This is a genomic window from Pseudomonas sp. 18175, assembly GCF_050432925.1.
Taxonomy (GTDB): Bacteria; Pseudomonadota; Gammaproteobacteria; order Pseudomonadales; family Pseudomonadaceae; genus Aquipseudomonas.
Genome location: NZ_JBKFTO010000024.1, coordinates 66,791 through 88,235, shown reverse-complemented (window position 1 = coordinate 88,235; position 21,445 = coordinate 66,791). Strand labels below are relative to the sequence as shown.

Genomic DNA, 21,445 nt, shown 5'->3' with positions numbered 1-21,445 from the left:
TTAACACTTGCTCAAAGGAATACACATGGAATGGCTGACCAATCCAGAAATCTGGATTGCCTTCTTCACCCTGACGGCCCTCGAGATCGTCCTGGGCATCGATAACATCATCATGATTTCGATCCTGGTCAGCCGCATGCCCAAGCATATGCAAGCGCGCACCCGGATCTTCGGCCTGGCGCTGGCCATGGTCACGCGTATCCTGCTGCTGCTGTCGATCACTTGGGTCATGCAACTCACCGCAGACCTGTTCGTGGTGTTCGGCCAGGGCATTTCCGGTCGCGACCTGATCCTGTTCTTCGGTGGTCTGTTCCTGCTGTGGAAAAGCTCCCAGGAGATGTACCACGCCCTGGAAGGTGAAGACGAAACCCACGACGAGCCGGGCGGCAAGGGTGGCAAGTTCATCTACACCATCATCCAGATCGCGATCATCGACATCGTGTTCTCCCTGGACTCGGTGATCACCGCTGTCGGCATGGTCTCCCATGTGCCGGTCATGGTCGCGGCGATTGTCGTGGCGGTACTGGTGATGATGTTGGCTGCTGGCACTATCAGCGAATTCATCGACAAGCACCCGTCGCTGAAAATGCTCGCGCTGTCGTTCCTGCTGGTGGTGGGTACCGTGCTGATCGCCGAATCCTTCGACGTGCATGTGCCTAAAGGCTACGTCTACTTCGCCATGGCGTTCTCGCTGGCGGTGGAAGCGGTGAACATCAAGATGCGCACCGCCATCGCGAAAAAGAAGAAACAGCAGGATCCAGTGAAACTGCGTAAGGACATTCCGGGTCAATAAACCCGAGCCAGACCAAAAAGGGGCTTAGACAAGCCCCTTTTTTGCATCCGCAAAAAGTTGATTTCATGACACATTTATTTCAAACCACAGATTAGCTATGCGATGCTGGCGCGCAGGCCATTGTCCAACTACAGCTTAAGTACAAGACGTAGAACGGCACGCGGCAAACTTCCTACGCTCCCTTTGGAGCGCACCCACACGGGGGGCCGAGCATGCTGACCTTGCTCAATCTGCTTTCCGCCGTGACCCTGCTTATCTGGGGCACGCACATCGTCCGTACCGGCATCCTGCGGGTCTACGGTTCCAACTTGCGCCAAGTCATCGGGCAGAACATGTCCAAGCGCTGGCTGGCGTTTATCGCCGGTATCCTGGTGACGGCCATGGTGCAGAGCAGCAACGCGACGGCGATGCTGGTCACCTCCTTTGTCGGCCAAGGCCTGATGGGGCTGATGACTGCCCTGGCCACTATGCTCGGTGCCGACGTCGGTACGGCCTTGATGGCGCGGGTGCTGACGTTTGACTTGTCGTGGCTGTCGCCGCTGCTGATTTTTCTCGGGGTGATCTTCTTTTTATCGCGCAAACAGACACGGGCGGGGCAGATGGGCCGTGTGGGGATCGGCCTGGGCCTGATCATTCTGGCGTTGCAATTGATCGTCGAAGCCGCCGGCCCGATTACCCACGCCCAAGGCGTCAAAGTCATCTTCGCTTCGCTGACCGGCGACATTCTGCTGGACGCCCTGGTCGGCGCATTGTTCGCGATGATTTCCTACTCCAGTCTCGCCGCCGTACTACTCACCGCCACCCTGGCCGGTGCTGGCGTGATCGGCTTGCACGTGGCCATCGGCCTGGTGATCGGCGCCAACATCGGCAGCGGCGTGCTGGCCTTCCTCAGCACCAATATGCAGAACGCCGCTGGGCGCCAGGTTGCCTTGGGCAGCCTGCTGTACAAGCTGATCGGCCTGTTGCTGATCATCCCAGTGCTCGACCCTCTCGTACGCTGGATGGACGGCCTGGACTACAACACCCAAGGCATGGTCATCACCTTTCACCTGCTCTACAACGTCAGCCGCTGCCTGATCCTGCTGCCCACCATCGGCCCGATGGCGCGCCTGTGCGCCTGGTTGCTGCCCGAGCAACCCGAGGCCAACGGCAAGGCCAAGCCACGCCACCTGGACCCGACCGCCCTCAGCACCCCGAGCCTGGCCTTGGCCAACGCCGCCCGGGAAACCCTGCGCCTGGGCGACCTGATCGACAATATGCTGACCTCGATGCAAGAGGTACTGCGCGGTAAACAAACCGCCATCACCCAGGAAATGCGCAGTCTCAGCGATGACGTCGAAGCCCTGTACAGCGCGATCAAACTCTATCTGGCGCAAATGCCCCGCGAAGACCTCAGCGAGCAAGACAGCCGCCGCTGGGCCGAGATCATTGAGCTGTCGATCAACCTCAAGCTCGCCGGCGACCTGATCGAACGCATGCTGCGCAAGGTCCAACAGCAAAAAACCTCCCAGCGCCGCCAGTTCTCCGAAGTTGGCCTGGAAGAACTCAGCGGCCTGCACAGCCAATTAATCGCCAACCTGCGCCTGGGGCTGTCGGTATTCCTCAGCGCTGACCCGGAAAGCGCCCGCCAATTGCTGCGTGAGAAACGTCGCTTCCGCGCCCAGGAACGCCGCTTGGCCCACGCCCACGTCAGCCGCTTGCAGCGCAAGATCGTACAAAGCCTGGAGACCAGCTCCCTGCACCTGGAGCTGATTGCCGACATGAAACGTCTCAACTCGTTGTTTTGCAGCAGCGCTTATGTAGTGTTGGAAACGTCCGACACCGGCGCGCTCTCCGCCGAAGATATTGCCGACATCACGCATTCGCCCTGAACGTACGATGGCCCGTGAAGTCAGTTAACACTGACCTCACTCGCCAGGAAGCCAGTTATGCGTCGCCTGTTATTCGCCTGCCTGCTCATGGGTTCTGCCCACGCCTTCGCCTTTGACCGCCTGCAAGTCGAGGGCTACACCTTGCCCAACGGCCTGCAATTGCTGCTCAAACCGGGCACCGAACGCGGGCATGTGGCAATCCGCCTGGTGGTCGGCGTCGGCCTGGACGACTTCCCGTGTGAAGAAAAGGAGCTGCCGCACCTGCTGGAACACTTGCTATTCAGCGGCATCGACGGCGGCGGCGAAGGCGACCTCGAAGACCGCATGCAGGCCCTGGGCGGCGAGTGGAACGCCTACACCAGCAATGCCGACACCACCTTCGTGATCGAAGCCCCCGCGCAAAACCAGCGCAAGGTGCTGGACCTGCTGCTGGCGATCATCACCCGTACCGAACTGAGTGACGCCAACATCGCCGCCGCCAAGCAGGTGGTGGAACGCGAAGACGGCGGCCATTACTCGCACCTGCAACGCCTGTTGGACCGCCAGGACCTGGGCCACACCGCCAGCAATCAACTGGCCGTCGAATTGGGGCTCAAATGCGCCGAACGCGCCGAAGTCGGCCCACTGACCCGCCAGCAACTGGAAGACCTGCGCAAACACTGGTACGCCCCCAACAACATGACCCTGATCATCGTCGGCGACCTCGACAAGCTGCTGCCGGCCTACCTGGAGCGAACCTACGGCCAACTCGACCCAATCGACCCCACCGAACATCCAGCATTGCCGCAAATCCAGCACGCCGCCGCCAGCCATCGCGAACTGATCCACGGCTGGGTAGGCGACAGTGCCAAACTGCACTGGCTGTTCCCCGAACCGATGTTGGATGACCAGCACGATGAAACCTACGACTTGCTCAAGGACTACCTCGACTGGGCGCTGTACCGCCAGCTGCGGCTCAAGCACGCGCTGTCCTACGGCCCCTGGAGTGAACGTGAAGTGCTCGGCGGCGTTGGCTTCCTAAGCCTCAACGCCGACCTGGAGCGGGAAAACCTCCCCGAAGCCAAGCAGGTGCTGCAAGACCTGCAAGCACATTTGCTCAAGAATGGCCTGGACCCCGCCGTGTTCGCCCGCCTGCAACAAGCCGCCATCGCCCGCCAGGCCTGGGCGGTGCAGGGCAACAGCGCACTGGCCGATTACTACTGGAGCGCCTCGGGCGACTACGACAACGGTCATTTCAGCGATCCGGCCAAGCGTATCAAGGCGGTAAGCCTGGACCAGACCAACCAGGCCATGCGCCAGGTATTCAAGCAACCGGGCTATTGGCGCATCGAGAAACCATGGCTGAGCTACGACGCCCTCAGTTGGATCGGCGCCGGTGTGCTCGGGTTGATTGCGGTTGTGTTGATCGGCGTACGGGCTTATCGCAAACGGATCGCGTAATCGGGCACCGGACTCACGGCTAAGGCGTTATTCTGTCTGGGATTTTTTCCTACAAAGACTGCGAACCGCCGAATGCCAAACCTGACCCACTTAATCACGCGCATCCTCGAACTGATGAAGCGCTACCCAGGGGTGATTGCACTCGGCGGCTTTATCTCGGGTGTGTGCAGCTTCATCCTGGTGGACCGCCAGCAAGGCATGGCCAGCTGGATCGCGGTGATCATGCTGGTGAGCTGGTTGTGGCTGATGCTGGAAAACAGCTTTACCCAGTTGTTCACCAAGGTCTTCAAGCGGGAAATCCCCGAACCGCTGCTGCGCTACGCGACTCAGATGATCCACCAGGAAAGTCTATTTTTTGTGTTGCCGTTCTTTTTCGTCACCACCGCCTGGAACAGCGGCCAATCGGTTTTCACCGGCCTGCTGGGTGCGGCCGCATTGGTGTCGATCACCGACCCGCTGTACTACAAGTGGCTGGCGCCCAAGCGCTCATTGTTCCTCGCGTTGCACACCCTGACCCTGTTCGCCGCACTGCTGACCGCGCTGCCGATCATCCTGCACCTGACCACCGCCCAGAGTTACAAACTGGCCCTTGGCGTGGCCATGGTGCTGTCGATCCCAAGCCTGGCAGTGAGCCTGCCCCTGCGCAGCGTCAAAGGCTGGGCGATGTTGCTCGGAGTCACCGCCGCCATCGGCTGCGCGGGTTGGTTCCTGCGCAGTTGGGTGCCACCGGCCACGCTGTGGATGACCGAAGTGGCCATCAGCACCCAGCTGCAAGACCGCACGCCCGGCGACGACCTCAAGGAAGTCAACGCCGCCCAGCTTCGCAGCACCGGGCTGTACGCCTACACCGCGATCAACGCACCACGCGGGCTGGATGAGCGGATTTACCACGTGTGGAAATTCAACGGCAAAGAGGTCGACCGCATCGCCCTGGATATCCACGGCGGGCGCAAGGAAGGCTACCGCGCCTGGACCCACAAGCAGAACTTCCCGGCCGACGCGACTGGCCGTTGGCAGGTGCAGGTGTTGACCGAAGACGGCCAAGTGATCGGCGTACTGCGCTTCAAAGTCACCGACACAGCACAAACGGACAACCCAAAGTAGGCAGGTTCGTGCTATTACGTAGGAATTGTGGATAGCCATACAAGCTCGGAGCTTATGACCAGTAGTACCACGGCCGGCGCCGCCCACCTCGATACGTCCACCACTCCGCCGTTACTCAGGGTTACGGGGGACTGGACGCTTGCCCACTACGCAAACCTGAAAAAGCTCTCGGACAAACTCGACGGCCAATACGACGCCGGTGCGCGCATCGACCTCAACGGCCTCGGCGCGCTGGACACTGCCGGCGCATCGCTGCTGGTGGAGTTGCTGGGGCCGACGCGCATCGAACAATCTGCCGAACAGTCCGATTGCAGCCTGTCCACGGCAGACCGTGCACTGCTCAAGACCGTCTACCGCTCCCTCAACGATTTCTGCGTACCCGACAAAGCGCCGGAAGAAGCCACCGGCATCCAGGTGCTGGCGCGTATCGGCCGGGCAGTGGACAAGGTCTGGATCGATAGCAAGCAGCTGTTGGGTTTCATCGGCCTGATCCTGGAAACCTTCGCCCGCGGGATCTTCCGGCCTAAGCGCTGGCGCATCACGCCGATGGTTGCGCATATCGAACAGACCGGCCTCGACGCCGCGCCCATCGTGGCCTTGCTCACCTTTCTGGTGGGCGCAGTCGTGGCCTTCCTCGGCGCCACGGTGCTCAAGAGCTTTGGCGCGACGATTTTCACCGTGGACTTGGTGGCGTTCTCTTTCCTACGGGAATTCGGCGTGTTGCTCACCGCGATCCTGATCGCCGGCCGCACCGCCAGCGCGTTTACCGCACAGATCGGCTCGATGAAGGCCAACGAGGAAATCGACGCCATCCGCACCTTGGGCCTGGACCCGATGGAGTTGCTGGTATTGCCCCGCGTGCTGGCGCTGCTGGTGTCGCTGCCAATGCTGACGTTTTTGGCGATGCTTTCGGGCATCGTCGGCGGTGGCGTGGTGTGTGCCGTGGCGTTGGATATTTCGCCGGCGATGTTTCTGTCGCTGCTCAAGTCCGATATCGGCGTGCAGCATTTCTTGGTGGGCATGGTGAAAGCACCGATCTTCGCCTTCCTGATCGCGGCGATTGGCTGCCTGGAGGGCTTCAAGGTCAGCGGCAGTGCTGAGTCGGTCGGCGCCCACACCACTTCCAGCGTGGTGCAATCGATCTTTGTGGTGATCGTGCTGGACGCGGTCGCCGCGCTGTTCTTCATGGAGATGGGCTGGTGAGTCGTCTACACCGAGCGCCCACTGAGGCGGTGATTGAAGTGCGCGGGCTGTGCAATCGCTTTGGCAGGCAGAGCGTGCACGAGAACCTCGACCTGGATTTGTACAAAGGCGAGATCCTCGCAGTGGTTGGCGGGTCAGGCAGCGGCAAGTCGGTGCTGCTGCGCAGCATTGTCGGCCTGCGCCGGCCCAGCGAAGGTGAGGTGCGGGTGTTTGGCAAGAACCTGCCCAGCCTGCCGGAACATGAGCGGTCCTTGGTGGAACGGCGCTTTGGCGTGCTGTTCCAGAAGGGCGCGCTGTTTTCGTCGCTGACGGTGACCGAGAACGTCGCGCTGCCGCTGATCGAGCATGCAGGCCTTAGCCGCCGCGATGCCGAGCATTTGGCCGCGGTCAAGCTGGCCCTGGCAGGGTTGCCACTATCGGCCGCCGACAAGTACCCGGCGTCACTGTCCGGCGGCATGATCAAACGCGCCGCCCTGGCCCGCGCCCTGGCCCTGGACCCGGACATCCTGTTTCTCGACGAACCCACCGCCGGCCTCGACCCGATTGGCGCGGCGCAGTTTGACCAACTGATCCTGACCCTGCGTGATGCACTGGGCCTGAGCGTGTTCCTGGTCACCCACGACCTGGACACGCTGTACACCATCACCGACCGCGTGGCGGTGCTGGCGCAGAAAAAGGTACTGGTGGCCGATGCCATCGATGTCGTCTCGGAAACCGACGACGCCTGGATTCACGAATATTTCCACGGCCCCCGGGGCCGCGCGGCATTGGATGCCGCTCAACCGCTCAACGAGGTATGACATGGAAACCCGAGCCCATCATGTGATGATCGGTCTGTTCAGCGTGATCGTAGTGGTCGGCGCGATGCTGTTTGGCCTGTGGCTGGCCAAGTCCAGCATCGACAGCGCCTTCCAGGATTACGAAGTGGTGTTCAACGAGGCGGTCAGCGGCCTGTCCCAGGGCAGCGCTGTGCAGTACAGCGGGATCAAGGTGGGTGACGTGATCAGCCTGCGCCTGGACCCCAAAGACCCGCGCCGTGTACTGGCACGCATCCGCCTGGCCGGGCAGACACCGATCAAGGAAGACACCCAGGCCAAGCTCGCGCTGACCGGTATCACCGGCACCTCGATCATCCAGCTCAGCGGCGGCACGCCACAAAGCCCAGAACTCAAGGGCAAGGACGGCAACCTGCCGGAGATCATCGCCTCGCCGTCACCCATCGCGCGCCTGCTCAACAACAGCAACGACCTGATGAGCAGCATCAACCTGCTGCTGCATAACGCCAATGCCTTGTTCTCCCGGGAAAACGTCGAACGCCTGACCAATACCCTCGACAACCTGCAACAAACCACCGGCGCCATCGCCGACCAGCGCGGCGACATCAAGGTGGTGTTGCAGCAACTGATGCAGGTGAGCAAACAGGCCAGCGGCGCCCTTGAACAAACCACCGTGCTGATGCGAAACGCCAATGGCTTGCTGAACGATCAAGGCAAACAGGCCTTCAGCAGCGCCGAACAAGCGATGAAATCCCTCGAAAAAAGCACCGCCACCATCAACACCTTGCTGACCGACAACAAGGACTCGGTGAATAGCGGCATGCAGGGCCTCAACGAACTGGCGCCGGCCGTGCGCGAACTGCGCGAGACCCTGGGTTCGCTGCGCGCCATCTCCCGTCGCCTGGAAGCCAACCCCAGCGGTTACCTGCTGGGCAGCGACAAGAACAAGGAGTTCACGCCATGAAGCGTGCTTATCAACTGATCATCCCAGTGGCCTTGGCCCTCGTCAGCGCCTGCTCGATCCTGCCCAAGCCGGACCCTTCGGACGTGTACCGCCTGGCTGCGGCCCCGGCGACCGCCCAAGGTGCACCGGTAAGCTGGTCGCTGCGGGTGACCAAGCCCCAGACCAGCGAATTCCTCGACAGCCCGCGTATTGCCGTGGTGCCCAATGGCGACTTGATCAGTAGCTACGCCAATTCGCGCTGGAGCGATCCGTCGCCGGTGCTGCTGCGTAACCGTTTTATGGATGGCTTCCAGCGTGATGGCCGGGTGACGTTGTTGAGCACCGACGAGACCAATCTGCAGGCCGACTATGAGCTGGGTGGGCAGTTGCAGGCGTTCCAGAGCGAATACCGTGGCAGCGCAGTGGAGGTGGTGATCCGTCTCGATGCGCGGCTGGTGCGCGGCAGTGATCAGCGAATTATTGCCAGCCGACGGTTTGAAGTGCACCAGCCAGTGAGCGACACCAAGGTGCCGGCGGTGGTGGCTGGGTTTGGAGCGGCGGGGGATCTGTTGAATAAACAGGTGGTGGATTGGGTGGTGCAGCAGGGTAATACNTGCACCAGCCAGTGAGCGACACCAAGGTGCCGGCGGTGGTGGCTGGGTTTGGAGCGGCGGGGGATCTGTTGAATAAACAGGTGGTGGATTGGGTGGTGCAGCAGGGTAATACAGCGCGTGTGGCGAGGGAGCTTGCTCCCGCTGGGCTGCGTAGCAGCCCCAAATCCGGCCAGTGAGTTTTACCTGACACACTTGTGAGACCTTGTGGGGGCCGCTACGCGGCCCAGCGGGAGCAAGCTCCCTCGCCACAAGGTTCAGGCCTCAGCCAAAGAACCAGTAGCACACCGCAATCGCCGCAACCACACCCGCAAACTCCGCCAACAACGCACACCCAACAGCATGCCTGGCCCGCTGAATCCCCACCGAGCCAAAGTACACCGCCAACACATAAAAGGTGGTTTCCGTACTGCCCTGAATCGTCGCTGCCACCAGCGCCGGGAAGCTGTCCACCCCCTGGGTTTGCATGGTCTCGATCAGCATCGCCCGCGCGGCGCTGCCGGAGAACGGCTTGACCATCGCTGTGGGCAAGGCATCGACAAAGCGCGTGTCCATGCCGGTCCAGGCCACCAGATGACGGATGCCTTCAAGGCCAAAGTCCAGCGCGCCCGAAGCACGCAACACACCGACGGCACACAACATCGCCACCAGGTACGGCAGCAGGTTCTTGGCCACGTCGAAGCCTTCCTTGGCGCCTTCGACAAACGCCTCGTAGACCTTCACCTTGCGCAACGCGCCGATCAGCAGGAACAACATGATCAGGCCAAACAGCGTCAGGTTGCCGAGGATCGACGACAGACCGGCCAACGCCGTGGCGGACAAAGTTGCCAACAACGCCATAAAGCCACCCAGCACCAGCGCGCCAGGAATCAGGTAGGCCAGCACCACCGGGTCCCACAACCGCAGGCGCTGCATAACCGCCACCGACAGCAGGCCCACCAATGTCGAAGCACTGGTGGCCAGCAGGATCGGCAGGAACACCAGCGTCGGGTCGGCCGCACCTTGCTGGGCGCGGTACATAAAGATCGTCACCGGCAATAGCGTTAGCGAAGATGCGTTAAGCACCAGGAACAGGATCTGCGCGTTACTGGCGGTGTTGGGGATGGGATTGAGTTCCTGCAACGCCTTCATCGCCTTCAAGCCGATGGGCGTGGCCGCGTTGTCCAGGCCCAGGCCATTGGCGGCGAAGTTGAGGGTGATCAAACCGATGGCGGGATGGCCGGCGGGTACTTCCGGCATCAAGCGCCGGAACAGCGGGCCGAGGGCCTTGGCCAGCCAATCGACGATCCCGGCTTTTTCGGCGATGCGCAAAAAGCCCAGCCATAAGGTCAGGGTGCCAAACAGCAGCACCATCACTTCCACCGAGAGTTTGGCCATGGCGAAAATGCTTTCGACCATTGCCGCAAATATCCCGGCGTTACCGCCAACAAGCCATTGCGCCAGTGCTGACACCATTGCCACAACAAAGAAGCCAAGCCACAGGCCATTGAGCATCAGTTAAATCCCCCGAAAGATGGGGCGAATGATAGCGGGGCTGGCAGAAACGACAAACCCCGGATTTCCCGGGGTTTGTCTCAACGCAGTCGAGCTATCAGCTACGAGTGGCTTGTGCAGCTGGCACGGCATCTTTGCTGCGCCAGTGCGGCAGGGAGTTCCAGTAGCGCTCGCCCTTGGCGTCGTCGTACATGCCTTCCCAACGGGCGATAACCAGCACGGCCAGGGCGTTGCCGATCACGTTCAGGGCGGTACGCGCCATGTCCATGATGCGGTCGACACCGGCGATGAACGCCAGGCCTTCCAGCGGGATACCCACGCTGCCCAGGGTGGCCAGCAACACCACGAAGGACACACCCGGCACGCCGGCGATACCTTTGGAGGTGACCATCAGGGTCAGGACCAGCATCAGTTGCTGGCCAACCGACAGGTCGATGCCATACAGCTGGGCGATAAAGATCGCCGCGATGCTCTGGTACAGGGTCGAACCGTCAAGGTTGAACGAATAACCGGTGGGTACCACGAAGCTGCAGATGGCCTTCGGCGCGCCGTAGGCTTCCATTTTCTCGATCACACGCGGCAGCACGGTTTCGGAACTGGCGGTGGAGTAGGCCAGTACCAGCTCATCCTTGAAGATGCGCATCAGCTTGATCACCGAGAAGCCGAACAGGCGGGCGATCAGGCCCAAGACCACAAACGCGAAGAACAGGATGGCGACGTAAACCAGGATCACCAACTTGGCCAGTGGCAGCAGGGAGGCAAAGCCGAAGTTGGCCACGGTCACCGCGATCAGTGCAAATACGCCGATCGGGGCGTACTTCATGATCATGTGGGTGACTTTGAACATGCTCTCGGACACGCCCTGGAACATCGTCACCAGCGGCTCGCGCAGCTCAGGCTTGAGGCTCGACAGGCCCAGGCCGAACAGCACCGAGAAGAAGATGATCGGCAGCATTTCGCCACGGGCAACCGCAGCAAAGATGTTCGACGGGATCAGGTTGAGGATGGTCTGGATAAACGCATGCTCATGCTGCACTTCGGCGGCAGTGGCGGTGTACTTGGAGATATCGACGGTACCCAGGGTACTCATGTCGATGCCGGCGCCCGGATGGAACAGGTTGGCCAACAACAGGCCGACCACGATGGCGATGGTGGTGACGATTTCGAAGTAAAGGATGGTTTTGACGCCGATGCGCCCGAGCTTCTTCGCATCACCGACACCGGCAATGCCGACGATCAGCGAGGAGATCACAATCGGGATCACGATCATTTTGATCAGGCGGATAAAGATATCGCCCGCTGGCTGCAACACATTGCTGATCCACCAGGCCTTTTCAGCACTGAAATGGTTGAGCACTGCACCGATTGCGATCCCCAGCACCAAACCGATGAGGATCTGCCAGGCGAGGCTTAGCTTTGCCTTCTTCATGTCATTACCCTTACTTCAAGTGGACGTATGGCAAATGCGCCAGCTGCAACGCTCGAGAGCGAAAAAGTGTGTGCATCTGCCTCCATGGAAGGTCGCCGCAGCGTGGCCGAAATGGCTTACTGGCAGGCGAAAAAAGGCGCAACTATTCCGATGCAAGAGGACGACGTCTAATGCCGTAAACGCCTACCCTATGCCGAATCGGCATGGGTTTTTTTCATAATAACTGTCCGAACGGTCAGTTCAAATGCGACATATTGTCCGGCAAATATGCCGTGAACCTGCAAAACCCGGCTCGCTCAGAGAATCAGGACGTCTGGGAAGGGTTGGCGTAAATGCCTGGGATTACTGTTGCTCTGTGTCAGAAATGTCCTATAGCGCAGGCAAAATTTTCTCGATAGATGGTCACCCCGACACACCAAGAAATGGTTCGGGAAGAGCAAAAGTGAGATTTGCGGCTATGAGCGGTATGAGAGGCGGGAAACCAGTGCCATAAGCCCGCCGCAAGTTCAGCAAGCCAAGCGCTTGTGAACCTGCGTCGCAGCTTTTCACCTGACCCGGCCCTTGCGCAGGCACTCCTTGTGCCCGTAGGTCACGCCGATCCCAATTGATCAGAGCAACCCGGCCCCCTGGTCATGCACCCCCCTTGGCGAGCGGTGCAAACGGAAAGAAGCGAGGAGCTTCTCTCTATGGACGCTGGCTTCGTAGACGACACTGTCGTCGGACGCAGCCTAGTACCAATTCGGATCTTTCTTTAGCTGCTCCATCAGCAGCTTCTGCATGCCTTCATCCGGCTTACCGATAAAACGGTAATCGGCGTGCCGCGTCGGAGACTTGTCTGCCGGCAGACCGGCTGGGACTTCAACCAACATGGCGTAGGCATCTTCCTTATCGAGGCTAAAGGCAACGATCAGGCGCTTATTCAGACACGTATCGGCGGTCTCGCACAGCGGACCCACCAAGTACTTGTCACCGTCTTCTTCGACGGCGTTCATTTGTTCAGCCGTGCCCGACAGGTTCATCACCCATTCCGGCAGGCGCTCTTCTTTCTTCACCACGCCTTGCCAGGTCTCGCGGTATTGCGGGTCCGCGCTGAGCAATTGGTTGGCCCGGGATTGGCCGTCATTGGCGGCCATCACCAAGCCGCTACCGCCCAAGAGCAGGGCGGCAGCCATGGTTTTAAAGGACAGGGAGGTCATATTCAGCCTCGGCCGCGACGACCAAAGAAGAACGAAGCAATGAACATCACCAGGAAGACGACAAACAGAATCTTGGCGATCCCCGTAGCGGTGCCCGCGATACCACCGAAGCCCAGGACTGCAGCCACAATGGCGATGATCAGAAATGTGATTGCCCAACTCAACATGGTGATTCTCCTTACGCTTCTATAGAGGTAACAGCGGTAGTGCCGTGCAGCCACTCAACAACAAGTGACCGTTTTTTGCCTAGAACACCCAACGCTCTTGGGTGGGCAGCTCGCCCAGGGTGGATTCCTGGTCGGCAACCCTCAATTGCGGGGCGGTTGAATCGGCAGCAGCACTGCCAATTGAACGGAAATGGGTCTGGGTCATCACCGGATGCTCAAATTGCGGGATTTGCTGCTGACTCTGCTGCGCATGCTGCATCTGCTGGCCGGCAATCAACGTGACCATCAGGGCCAAGCTGGCAAACAGACCTTGTTGCAAGCGCAGTGGCGATACACGCAGTTGGCTGAGGCTTTGGCGAGTCATGCTGCTGTTCTCCCGCATTTTGATTATTCGTATTGGTTGAGAGAGATATTGCAGAGCGCATGCCAGCTTTTTTATAAAATAAAACCCAATAAAATCAGTTAGTTACGTATTCAAGCTGAGCGGGGCGCACAGCATCCTGCACGATGCCCCCACTATGGCCGTGCGAAATGCACGATGGCCAGCGGTCGGATCAAGGGATCGAACGTGAGGGAAGCGTTGCCGAAGTGGCAAGACGGCATGAAAACGCCATCAGCCAGGGGCTTTGTAGGAAGTGATGCAGATACCTGCACGACGTTGCCTTTTATCGATCAGAATAAACCATGCAACTTGCCCGATTATTCCGGGACTAAACACCATCATTCATAGTTAAGGAGCGCGGGACAGATGGAATCAGCCAAGGAACTTCAAGGCCGCATTCTTTTAGTGGATGACGAATCCGCGATCCTCCGCACCTTCCGTTATTGCCTGGAAGATGAAGGCTACACCGTAGCCACCGCCAACAGCGCCGCCCAGGCCGATGCCCTGATGCAGCGCCAGGTGTTTGACCTGTGCTTCCTCGACCTTCGCCTGGGCGAAGACAATGGCTTGGACGTGCTGGCGCAGATGCGTATCCAGGCACCGTGGATGCGCGTGGTGATTGTCACCGCCCACTCGGCGGTGGATACCGCCGTGGATGCGATCCAGGCCGGCGCTGCCGACTACCTGGTAAAACCTTGCAGCCCTGACCAGTTGCGCCTGGCCACCGCCAAACAGCTGGAAGTACGCCAACTCTCGGCACGCCTGGAAGCGCTGGAAGGCGAAGTGCGCCAACCCAAAGACGGCCTCGACTCCCACAGCCCGGCCATGATGGTGGTGCTGGAAACTGCACGCCAAGTGGCGGGCACCGATGCCAACATCCTGATCCTCGGCGAGTCCGGCACCGGCAAGGGCGAACTGGCCCGCGCCATTCACGGTTGGAGCAAGCGCTCGAAAAAATCCTGCGTAACCATCAACTGCCCGTCGCTGACCGCAGAGCTGATGGAAAGCGAACTGTTCGGCCATAGCCGCGGCGCGTTTACCGGTGCCAGCGAAAGCACCTTGGGCCGGGTTAACCAGGCGGACGGCGGTACGCTGTTTTTGGATGAAATCGGCGACTTTCCCCTCACGTTGCAACCCAAGTTGCTGCGTTTTATCCAGGACAAGGAATACGAGCGCGTGGGCGACCCCGTCACCCGTCGCGCCGATGTGCGCATCCTCGCCGCCACCAACCTGAACCTGGAAGACATGGTGCGCGATGGTCGCTTCCGTGAAGACCTGCTGTATCGCCTCAACGTGATCACCTTGCACCTGCCACCGCTGCGTGAACGCAGCGAAGACATCCTGACCCTGGCCGATCGCTTCCTGGCACGCTTCGTTAAAGAGTATGCGCGGCCAGCACGAGGGTTCAGCGATGAGGCACGCGAAGCACTGCTCAACTATCGCTGGCCCGGCAATATCCGTGAGCTGCGCAACGTAGTGGAGCGGGCGAGCATCATTTGCCCCCAGGAAAAGGTCGAAATCACTCACTTGGGCATGGCCGAGCAACCCACCCACAACGCCCCGCGCATTGGCGCGGCGCTGAGCCTGGACGAGTTGGAAAAGGCCCATATCGGCGCCGTACTGGCCACCGCCGATACCCTGGACCAGGCGGCACGAACCCTCGGCATCGATGCGTCGACCCTGTACCGCAAACGCAAACAGTACAACCTGTGAGCTGCACCCTATGAAGTTAGCGATGAAACTGCGCACTCGGCTATTCCTGAGTATCTCAGCGCTGATTACCGTCGCCCTGCTGGGACTGATCCTGGGCTTGGTGAGTGTCATGCAAATGGCCAAGACCCAGGAGTCGCTGATTCGCAGCAACTTCATCACCCTGGACCTGGGACTCAAGCTGCGCCAGAGCCTGGGCGACCAGTTGATCATGATGCTGGAGGAACGCCCGGATCCAGACGCCTTGCAAGCCTCGAAGCAACGCTATTTCGACCTGCTCGACCAGGGCATTGCGCACGAGCAGCGGGACGGCAATGGAACAGGGTTCAGCCAGGCACGAGGGTACTATCAGAATCTGCTGGAGGCTTTTGATGAGTCTCAGCAGCCCTCACCACCACCGGGCAGCAAGGAAAAGCTTACCGAGAGCTTTAACATGCTGCGCAACGGCCTGATCACCGAGCACAAGCAGGCCTTGCAAAACATCAGTAACAGCGAGCACACATCCCGCGAGCGCGCCCTGCTGATCGCCGGTTTGCTGGGGCTGGTGGGGTTGGCGGTGCTGATCATCGGGTTTGTCACGGCCCACGGTATCGCCCGGCGTTTTGGCGGGCCCATCGAGGCGCTGGCCAAGGCGGCAGACAAGATCGGGCAGGGGGACTTCGAAGTGACGCTGCCGATTTCCTCGGCGGCAGAAATGAACCAACTGACCCGCCGCTTCGGCATCATGGCCGAGGCCCTGCGTCAGCATCAGGCCACCAATATCGATGAACTGCTGGCCGGCCAACAACGCCTGCAAGCGGTGCTCGACAGCATCGACGATGGCCTGCTGATGATTGATCGCCAAGGCCGCATGGAGCACCTCAACCCCGTGGCACAGCGCCAGTTGGGCTGGGACGAGGAACGTCTTGGGCAGGGCCTGGGCGAAGCGCTGATGCGCCCGGAACTGGATGAACAACTGCAACTGGTGTTGCGGGGCGGCAATCTGGAACGGGCACCCGACGATCTTGAAGTGGAAGTCGAAGGTGAGCTGCGCCTGTTGACCTACAGCCTGACGCCGGTGAGCCACACCCAAGGGCATATCCTCGGTGCCGTGATGGTGCTGCATGACGTCACGGAACAGCGCGCCTTCGAACGGGTGCGCAGTGAATTTGTACTGCGCGCTTCCCACGAGTTGCGCACCCCCGTGACTGGCATGCACATGGCGTTCGGCCTGTTCCGTGAACGGGCGAAATTCCCGGCTGAGTCCCGTGAAGCGGACTTGCTGGATACGGTCAATGAAGAAATGCAGCGTCTGATGCAGTTGATCAACGACCTGCTCAACTTCTCGCGCTACCAGAACGGTCTGCAGAAGCTCACCCTGGGGCCCTGCGATGTCACCGATCTGCTAGAGCATGCCCGTGCGCGATTCGCCGAACCGGCCAATGCGCAACATATCGAACTGCTGGTGGAAGCCCAATCCGACCTGCCTCGGTTGTATGCCGACCAGCCGCAGCTTGAGCGAGTACTCGATAACCTGCTGGGCAATGCCTTGCGCCACACTGCCGACGGCGGGCAAATTCGCTTGCAGGCGCGCCGCCATGGCGAACGGGTGATTATCAGCGTCGAAGACAATGGCGAAGGTATCGCCTATGGGCAGCAGGGCCGTATCTTTGAGCCCTTCGTGCAAGTGGGCCGCAAGAAGGGCGGCGCCGGCCTTGGGCTGGCGCTGTGCAAGGAGATCGTGCAATTGCACGGCGGCCGTATGGGCGTGTATTCGCGGCCAGGGCAGGGCACTCAGTTCTACATGGCGCTGCCGCTTTAGCTTCGGTTCAACGCCCGCAGGATCGCGGCGCTTTCCGCATCCGGGTTGCCGTCATACAGCGACGGGCGGAAATGCATCTGGAAGGCCGCGATCACATGGCGCGTGGCGACATCCAACTCACCGGTCTGAGGCGTCTGGTAACCCAGACGGGCCAGTTCTTGCTGGAACCAACTGACGCTCGGCAACTCGCTGGCGTACTGCACCTGAAAGCGCGCAACAGCCTGGGCATCGGGCCATACGCCAAGCCCTTCAGCCGCCAGGCGCTTCCAGGGAAACAACGGGCCCGGGTCCAACTTGCGCAGCGGCGCGATATCGCTGTGGCCAATGATGTTCTTGGGGTCGATGCCGTTGCGCTTGCTGATGTCCTTGAGCAACACCACCAGCGACTGCACTTGCGGCTCGGTGTACGGGTACCACACGCGGCCGGTCGGCGTGTCGCGGTAGCCCGGGTTGACGATCTCGATGCCAATGGAGCTGGAATTGAGCCAGGTCCGGCCCATCCATTCGCTTTCACCGGCGTGCCAGGCGCGCTGGCTCTCGTCCACCAGTTTGTAGATGGTGCCGGAGGCATCGTCGCTGATCAGGTAATGGCTGCTGACCTGGCCATGGGTGAGCAATGCCAGTGAGCGTTCAAGGTTGGTGGAGGTGTAGTGGACGACCACGAATTGCACGCGGTTGTCGTGGTTCACCGAAGGATGGCTGGTGTTCAGCCGAGGGCCGCTGGCGCAGCCCGCCAGCAGAAGAAACACAAAGGCAAAGGACAGGAATTTCATGGCAGATGACGTTACGCTGAAGACGATAATGCAACAGTGTAACGTACCATCTGCGGCCCGACGGTCAAATTACAAAATGGAACATCTTTTACGCCGCCTGCACTTGGTTGCGCCCCGCCGCCTTGGCCCGATACAACGCCGCGTCGGCACGCTTGAGCACCAGCTCGCTGCGCTCTCCTGGCTGGAACTGCGCCACACCCATGGACACCGTGATCGTCACTGGCTCGCCCTTGAAGTGAAACGGGCACGCCTCAATCGCCGCGCGTAGCACGTTACCCACCGCCATGGCATCGGCCAGGGAGGAATTGGGCATCAGCAATACAAACTCTTCACCGCCAAAACGCGCGATGAAATCTGTAGGGCGTAAGCGCTTGCGCAGTACGTTGGCGATGATTTTCAACACCTTGTCGCCAGCCAGGTGGCCGTATCCGTCATTGATGCGCTTGAAGTGATCCAGGTCCAACATGGCCAGCGACAGGCTGTTGCCGTGTTGAAGCCAGGCATTGACCTCGAAATCGAGGCGCTCGCTCCAGGCCGCACGGTTGGGCAACCCCGTCAGCGGATCGATCAGAGCCTTCTGGCGCTGCACCTCCAAGTGCTCGCGATAACCTTGGGCCTCCTGCTCCATATTGGCCACGCGCTCGGCCAACCCTTTCAAGCGCGCCGCCACTTCCTGCTCGCGCTGGTCGCGTTGTTGCTGGTGCTCGTCCATGGTGCCGAGCAAACCTTCGAGATGGCTTTCCAGGACGTGCTTGAGGCTGTCCAGGTCGGCCGCGTCCTGGACGCTGCTTTGCAGGCCGTCGACCTGCTCGCGGATCTGGGTGTCCAGCTCGCGGGCCGCGGTGCTGCTGTCGGCATGACCGTCGCTGGCGACCTGCAAATGGCCCTGGAACGCTTCAAGCCGCTCATTGAGCTGCTTGAGGTACGCCTCGAACTCATGCTGGCCACTGTCGGTGATCGCCAGCATCAACACCGCCAGGTCATCGAGGATTGGTAGCAGTTCGTACCAGTTCAAGCCATGGGCCAGGCGTTCGCGCATGGCTTCGGCCTGGGATCGGTGGCGTTCCGGCAACGGCAACTCTTCCAGCAGGCCAAGCAAGGTGTCTTCGATATGCTTGGCAACGGAGCTGTAGGACGGTTCTGGGGAATCCGGCAAAGCGTACGGGCCGTCCGATTGGAGCTCATCGGCGTCGGGATCTTCAACTTCAACCACGGGCGGCAGTGACAGGCTGCCGATTACCGTTTCCTCCGGCGCCTCAACGTCGACCGATGGGGCTTCGATAAAGGCGGCGAGGGCACTTTCCGAGGCCGGCTCTTGTGCTTCGGGATCCGAAAGCGTGGGCTCGATACGCGCTACAGGCGTTTGAGAAGGTGCCGCCTGGGCAGGGGCCTCGTACACAAACGTTTCGCTGCCCGCTTCGATGGGTGTTTCGGGCTCGGCCTGCACAACCACCGGCTCCGGGGCCTGGGGCGCAAACGCGCGCAGTGCTTGGGTCAGTTCTTCGGATTGCTCAGGCGCCTGAGGCTCGGCAGCGGCCTTGGATACAGCAGCTTGTGGCGATGGGCTGGGGGCTGGCTCGTTCGCCACCGCCTCATTCGCTACCTCCTTGGTACCAAATAAACGTTGCAGAAGCCCAGGCCCGGGGCGCGCGGTTTCGCTGTCCGGCTCCAGCCCATCCAGTGCCTGGCCCTGCAAACTGCTCAATTCACTGAGCAACAATGGGATTTCACGGGCTTGACTGACGCGCCCGTCCAATTGTTTGGCGAAGGTTTTCAGCGGCCGGGCCACTTCGCGGGGCAGTGGCAGCTTTTGCAACTGCGCCACCAATGAGGTCAGGGCCGTGCTGATCTGATCGACCCTGGTTTCGCGGCGCTGCTCCGAATCCAGCACGGCCTTTTCCAGGCGCGGCAGCAAGGCGGCGAGGGCGGCGTCCATATCGTCGGAGCGCACAACGTCGCGCATTTCCTTCATGCACTGATCGACCGCACGGTCGGTGCCTTCGGCCGCCAGGGTGCTGCGCACCAAGCCTCGGCGCAGCAGGTCGAGACGCGCAGCCCAGCGGCGTTCGAGCTTTTCTTGTTGCTCGATACTCTTGAGGTATTTTTCTTTCCAGCGCTGGGCGTCGTCGCTCATGCAAGGGGTCCGCGAGGGCCTGGGCTCAACGCGGGCAATGCATCAGCCGTGAGCGAACCCGGTAGACGAATCTCTACCGCGACCGGCAGGTGATCGGAAATGGGCTGCGCCAGCACCTGTACGCTTTCAAGCGTGAGAGTGGGGCTGAGCAGGATATGGTCAAGACAGCGTTGCGGGCGCCAGCTGGGAAACGTGGCTTCGGCCTGCGGCGCCAGTAGCCCAAGATCGCGCAACGGGGAATTCTGCAGCAGGTCGCTGGCGTGGGTGTTCATATCCCCCATCAGCACCTGATGTTTGTAGTTGCCAATCAGCTCGCGAATATACGCCAACTGCATAGTGCGGGTGCGGGCACCCAGCGCCAGGTGCATCATCACCACCACCAAGGCCTCAGGGCCTTCGCCGAAGCGCACAAGGATCGCTCCCCGTCCCTTGGGGCCAGGTAATGGGTGATCTTCGATGACGGTGGGTTTCAAGCGGCTGAGCACGCCATTGCTGTGCTGCGCCAGGCGCCCGAGGTTGCGATTGAGCTGCTGGTACCAGTAAGGAAAGGCGCCCAGCTGGGCCAGGTGTTCCACCTGGTTGATGTAGCCGGAGCGCATGCTGCCGCCGTCGGCTTCCTGCAGCGCAACCAGGTCGAAGTCATTCAACAGGTTGCCGATTTTCTGCAGGTTGCCCGCGCGCCCGTTGTGGGGCAGCAGGTGCTGCCAGCCACGGGTGAGGTAGTGCCGGTACTTCTCGGTACTGATACCCACCTGGATATTGAAGCTCAGCAGGCGCAAGCGGCTGTCAGCCGGCAGGCCTGTGGATTCCAGGTGATGTTCGTTGACCTGCGGGTCATGCAGGCCAACGACACGTTCGGTACCCCAGCGGCGCATGGTAGGCCCCTTACTTCGCTGCACGCTCTTTGGCGATCAGCTGGTCAGCCACGTTGAGGGTCGCTTCTGGACCACCGGTGCTGCCCAGGTCAAAGCGGTATTTACCGTTGACGATCATGGTCGGTACGCCTTGCACGCCATACTTCTGCGCCAGTTCCTTGGCCTGTTTGATCTGGCCCTGGATAGCGAAAGAGTTAAAGGTGGCCAGGAACTTGTCCTTGTCCACGCCTTGAGTGGCCACGAAGTCAGCCATTTCGTCCGGCTTGGTCAGGCGCTTGCCTTCTTTCTGGATCGCATTGAACACGGCATTGTGGACCTTGTGTTCCACGCCCATGGCTTCCAGGGTCAGGAACAGCTGGCCGTGGGCATCCCAAGGGCCGCCGAACATGGCGGGGATGCGCTTGAAGTTCACGTCTTTAGGGAGTTTTTCAACCCAAGGGTTGATGGTCGGCTCAAAAGCGTAGCAATGCGGGCAGCCGTACCAGAACAGCTCCACCACTTCGATCTTGCCAGGCACGGCAACCGGAACCGGGTTAGTCAATTCAACATAGGTTTTACCGGCTTCAAGCGGCACGTCGGCAGCTTGTGCGGTCATGCCAAAGAGGCTGACAGTGACGAGAGCGGCGCTGAGGATCAGATTACGCATGCTTTACTCCTGGACAAATAAAGTCGCCTCACGCGACCTTTGTTGTGACAGGTCTGCGCGGGCATGAGTTCGTTAGTGTAACGGCACCGGCCACAAA

At 60.5% G+C, this 21,445-nt stretch carries 19 protein-coding genes and 1 pseudogene; 11 read left to right on the top strand and 9 right to left on the bottom strand.

Features of this window, described 5'->3' with window-relative positions; genetic code table 11:
- Positions 1 to 25 precede the first annotated feature (25 nt).
- From ACLD1Y_RS25835 to ACLD1Y_RS25795, 9 genes and pseudogenes are all read left to right on the top strand, one after another.
- Positions 26 to 793 (top strand): TerC family protein, encoded by a 768-nt coding sequence (locus ACLD1Y_RS25835; RefSeq protein ID WP_017139071.1) that lies wholly within the window; start codon positions 26 to 28, stop codon positions 791 to 793.
- Between the two features lie 212 nt (positions 794 to 1,005).
- Positions 1,006 to 2,664, top strand: coding sequence for a Na/Pi cotransporter family protein (locus ACLD1Y_RS25830; RefSeq protein WP_429480582.1), 1,659 nt, complete (start codon positions 1,006 to 1,008; stop codon positions 2,662 to 2,664).
- 57 nt (positions 2,665 to 2,721) lie between these two features.
- Complete coding sequence (locus ACLD1Y_RS25825) at positions 2,722 to 4,104, top strand: M16 family metallopeptidase (protein WP_429480581.1); 1,383 nt, start codon at positions 2,722 to 2,724, stop codon at positions 4,102 to 4,104.
- A 72-nt stretch (positions 4,105 to 4,176) separates the two neighbouring features.
- A complete protein-coding gene (locus tag ACLD1Y_RS25820; protein WP_429480580.1) occupies positions 4,177 to 5,208 on the top strand; it encodes a DUF5924 family protein in 1,032 nt (343 codons plus the stop codon).
- 54 nt (positions 5,209 to 5,262) lie between these two features.
- Positions 5,263 to 6,411 (top strand): MlaE family lipid ABC transporter permease subunit, encoded by a 1,149-nt coding sequence (locus tag ACLD1Y_RS25815; RefSeq protein ID WP_429480579.1) that lies wholly within the window; start codon positions 5,263 to 5,265, stop codon positions 6,409 to 6,411.
- The gene (locus tag ACLD1Y_RS25810) at positions 6,408 to 7,211 is read left to right on the top strand and encodes an ABC transporter ATP-binding protein (protein WP_429480578.1); all 804 of its coding nucleotides are present in this window, start codon (positions 6,408 to 6,410) and stop codon (positions 7,209 to 7,211) included. Before ACLD1Y_RS25815 ends, ACLD1Y_RS25810 begins: the two co-directional genes overlap by 4 nt.
- A gap of 1 nt (position 7,212) precedes the next feature.
- Entirely contained in the window at positions 7,213 to 8,151 is a 939-nt protein-coding gene (locus ACLD1Y_RS25805) for an MlaD family protein (RefSeq protein WP_429480577.1), read from the top strand.
- On the top strand, positions 8,148 to 8,759 hold the full coding sequence (locus tag ACLD1Y_RS25800; protein WP_429480576.1) for an ABC-type transport auxiliary lipoprotein family protein: 612 nt from the start codon (positions 8,148 to 8,150) through the stop codon (positions 8,757 to 8,759). The genes ACLD1Y_RS25805 and ACLD1Y_RS25800 overlap by 4 nt, the downstream gene beginning before the upstream one ends.
- Positions 8,750 to 8,920: pseudogene (locus ACLD1Y_RS25795) on the top strand (ABC-type transport auxiliary lipoprotein family protein); the annotation flags it as partial. The gene ACLD1Y_RS25800 and the pseudogene ACLD1Y_RS25795, both read left to right, overlap by 10 nt.
- Before the next feature lie 85 nt (positions 8,921 to 9,005).
- Here ACLD1Y_RS25795 and ACLD1Y_RS25790 read toward each other — a convergent pair.
- The 5 genes from ACLD1Y_RS25790 to ACLD1Y_RS25770 all read right to left on the bottom strand — a co-directional run bounded on the left by ACLD1Y_RS25790 (position 9,006) and on the right by ACLD1Y_RS25770 (position 13,391).
- The gene (locus tag ACLD1Y_RS25790; protein WP_057006172.1) at positions 9,006 to 10,235 is read right to left on the bottom strand and encodes a nucleoside recognition domain-containing protein; all 1,230 of its coding nucleotides are present in this window, start codon (positions 10,233 to 10,235) and stop codon (positions 9,006 to 9,008) included.
- A gap of 97 nt (positions 10,236 to 10,332) precedes the next feature.
- Positions 10,333 to 11,664, bottom strand: coding sequence for a glutamate/aspartate:proton symporter GltP (gene gltP, locus ACLD1Y_RS25785; RefSeq protein ID WP_429480575.1), 1,332 nt, complete (start codon positions 11,662 to 11,664; stop codon positions 10,333 to 10,335).
- 728 nt (positions 11,665 to 12,392) lie between these two features.
- The gene (locus ACLD1Y_RS25780) at positions 12,393 to 12,860 is read right to left on the bottom strand and encodes an inhibitor of vertebrate lysozyme family protein (protein ID WP_159961866.1); all 468 of its coding nucleotides are present in this window, start codon (positions 12,858 to 12,860) and stop codon (positions 12,393 to 12,395) included.
- A 2-nt stretch (positions 12,861 to 12,862) separates the two neighbouring features.
- Positions 12,863 to 13,027 carry a DUF1328 domain-containing protein gene (locus tag ACLD1Y_RS25775; protein WP_003170804.1) on the bottom strand — a complete coding sequence of 55 codons (165 nt, stop codon included), beginning with the start codon at positions 13,025 to 13,027 and terminating at the stop codon, positions 12,863 to 12,865.
- A 79-nt stretch (positions 13,028 to 13,106) separates the two neighbouring features.
- Positions 13,107 to 13,391, bottom strand: coding sequence for a hypothetical protein (locus tag ACLD1Y_RS25770; protein ID WP_429480574.1), 285 nt, complete (start codon positions 13,389 to 13,391; stop codon positions 13,107 to 13,109).
- Between the two features lie 384 nt (positions 13,392 to 13,775).
- Here ACLD1Y_RS25770 and algB point away from each other — a divergent pair, with 384 nt between their 5' ends.
- Positions 13,776 to 15,122: a sigma-54-dependent response regulator transcription factor AlgB gene (gene algB, locus ACLD1Y_RS25765; RefSeq protein ID WP_429480573.1), complete on the top strand. Its 1,347-nt coding sequence runs from the start codon at positions 13,776 to 13,778 to the stop codon at positions 15,120 to 15,122.
- 10 nt (positions 15,123 to 15,132) lie between these two features.
- The gene (locus tag ACLD1Y_RS25760; protein WP_429480572.1) at positions 15,133 to 16,920 is read left to right on the top strand and encodes an ATP-binding protein; all 1,788 of its coding nucleotides are present in this window, start codon (positions 15,133 to 15,135) and stop codon (positions 16,918 to 16,920) included.
- Here ACLD1Y_RS25760 and ACLD1Y_RS25755 read toward each other — a convergent pair.
- From ACLD1Y_RS25755 to dsbA, 4 genes are all read right to left on the bottom strand, one after another.
- Positions 16,917 to 17,693 (bottom strand): N-acetylmuramoyl-L-alanine amidase, encoded by a 777-nt coding sequence (locus ACLD1Y_RS25755; protein ID WP_429480571.1) that lies wholly within the window; start codon positions 17,691 to 17,693, stop codon positions 16,917 to 16,919. The genes ACLD1Y_RS25760 and ACLD1Y_RS25755 overlap by 4 nt on opposite strands.
- An 88-nt stretch (positions 17,694 to 17,781) precedes the next feature.
- A complete protein-coding gene (locus ACLD1Y_RS25750; RefSeq protein WP_429480570.1) occupies positions 17,782 to 19,827 on the bottom strand; it encodes a diguanylate cyclase in 2,046 nt (681 codons plus the stop codon).
- Complete coding sequence (locus ACLD1Y_RS25745) at positions 19,824 to 20,702, bottom strand: endonuclease/exonuclease/phosphatase family protein (RefSeq protein ID WP_429480569.1); 879 nt, start codon at positions 20,700 to 20,702, stop codon at positions 19,824 to 19,826. Before ACLD1Y_RS25745 ends, ACLD1Y_RS25750 begins: the two co-directional genes overlap by 4 nt.
- A 10-nt stretch (positions 20,703 to 20,712) precedes the next feature.
- Positions 20,713 to 21,348 (bottom strand): thiol:disulfide interchange protein DsbA, encoded by a 636-nt coding sequence (gene dsbA / locus ACLD1Y_RS25740; protein WP_429480568.1) that lies wholly within the window; start codon positions 21,346 to 21,348, stop codon positions 20,713 to 20,715.
- Between the last annotated feature and the right edge of the window lie 97 nt (positions 21,349 to 21,445).

Coding starts and splice junctions, on each gene's coding strand:
- ACLD1Y_RS25835 (WP_017139071.1), top strand. CDS start 26: ATGGAATGGCTGACCAATCCAGAAATCTGGATTGCCTTCTTCACCCTG.
- ACLD1Y_RS25830 (WP_429480582.1), top strand. CDS start 1,006: ATGCTGACCTTGCTCAATCTGCTTTCCGCCGTGACCCTGCTTATCTGG.
- ACLD1Y_RS25825 (WP_429480581.1), top strand. CDS start 2,722: ATGCGTCGCCTGTTATTCGCCTGCCTGCTCATGGGTTCTGCCCACGCC.
- ACLD1Y_RS25820 (WP_429480580.1), top strand. CDS start 4,177: ATGCCAAACCTGACCCACTTAATCACGCGCATCCTCGAACTGATGAAG.
- ACLD1Y_RS25815 (WP_429480579.1), top strand. CDS start 5,263: ATGACCAGTAGTACCACGGCCGGCGCCGCCCACCTCGATACGTCCACC.
- ACLD1Y_RS25805 (WP_429480577.1), top strand. CDS start 7,213: ATGGAAACCCGAGCCCATCATGTGATGATCGGTCTGTTCAGCGTGATC.
- ACLD1Y_RS25790 (WP_057006172.1), bottom strand. CDS start 10,235: ATGCTCAATGGCCTGTGGCTTGGCTTCTTTGTTGTGGCAATGGTGTCA.
- gltP (WP_429480575.1), bottom strand. CDS start 11,664: ATGAAGAAGGCAAAGCTAAGCCTCGCCTGGCAGATCCTCATCGGTTTG.
- ACLD1Y_RS25780 (WP_159961866.1), bottom strand. CDS start 12,860: ATGACCTCCCTGTCCTTTAAAACCATGGCTGCCGCCCTGCTCTTGGGC.
- ACLD1Y_RS25775 (WP_003170804.1), bottom strand. CDS start 13,027: ATGTTGAGTTGGGCAATCACATTTCTGATCATCGCCATTGTGGCTGCA.
- ACLD1Y_RS25770 (WP_429480574.1), bottom strand. CDS start 13,391: ATGACTCGCCAAAGCCTCAGCCAACTGCGTGTATCGCCACTGCGCTTG.
- algB (WP_429480573.1), top strand. CDS start 13,776: ATGGAATCAGCCAAGGAACTTCAAGGCCGCATTCTTTTAGTGGATGAC.
- ACLD1Y_RS25760 (WP_429480572.1), top strand. CDS start 15,133: ATGAAGTTAGCGATGAAACTGCGCACTCGGCTATTCCTGAGTATCTCA.
- ACLD1Y_RS25755 (WP_429480571.1), bottom strand. CDS start 17,693: ATGAAATTCCTGTCCTTTGCCTTTGTGTTTCTTCTGCTGGCGGGCTGC.
- ACLD1Y_RS25750 (WP_429480570.1), bottom strand. CDS start 19,827: ATGAGCGACGACGCCCAGCGCTGGAAAGAAAAATACCTCAAGAGTATC.
- ACLD1Y_RS25745 (WP_429480569.1), bottom strand. CDS start 20,702: ATGCGCCGCTGGGGTACCGAACGTGTCGTTGGCCTGCATGACCCGCAG.
- dsbA (WP_429480568.1), bottom strand. CDS start 21,348: ATGCGTAATCTGATCCTCAGCGCCGCTCTCGTCACTGTCAGCCTCTTT.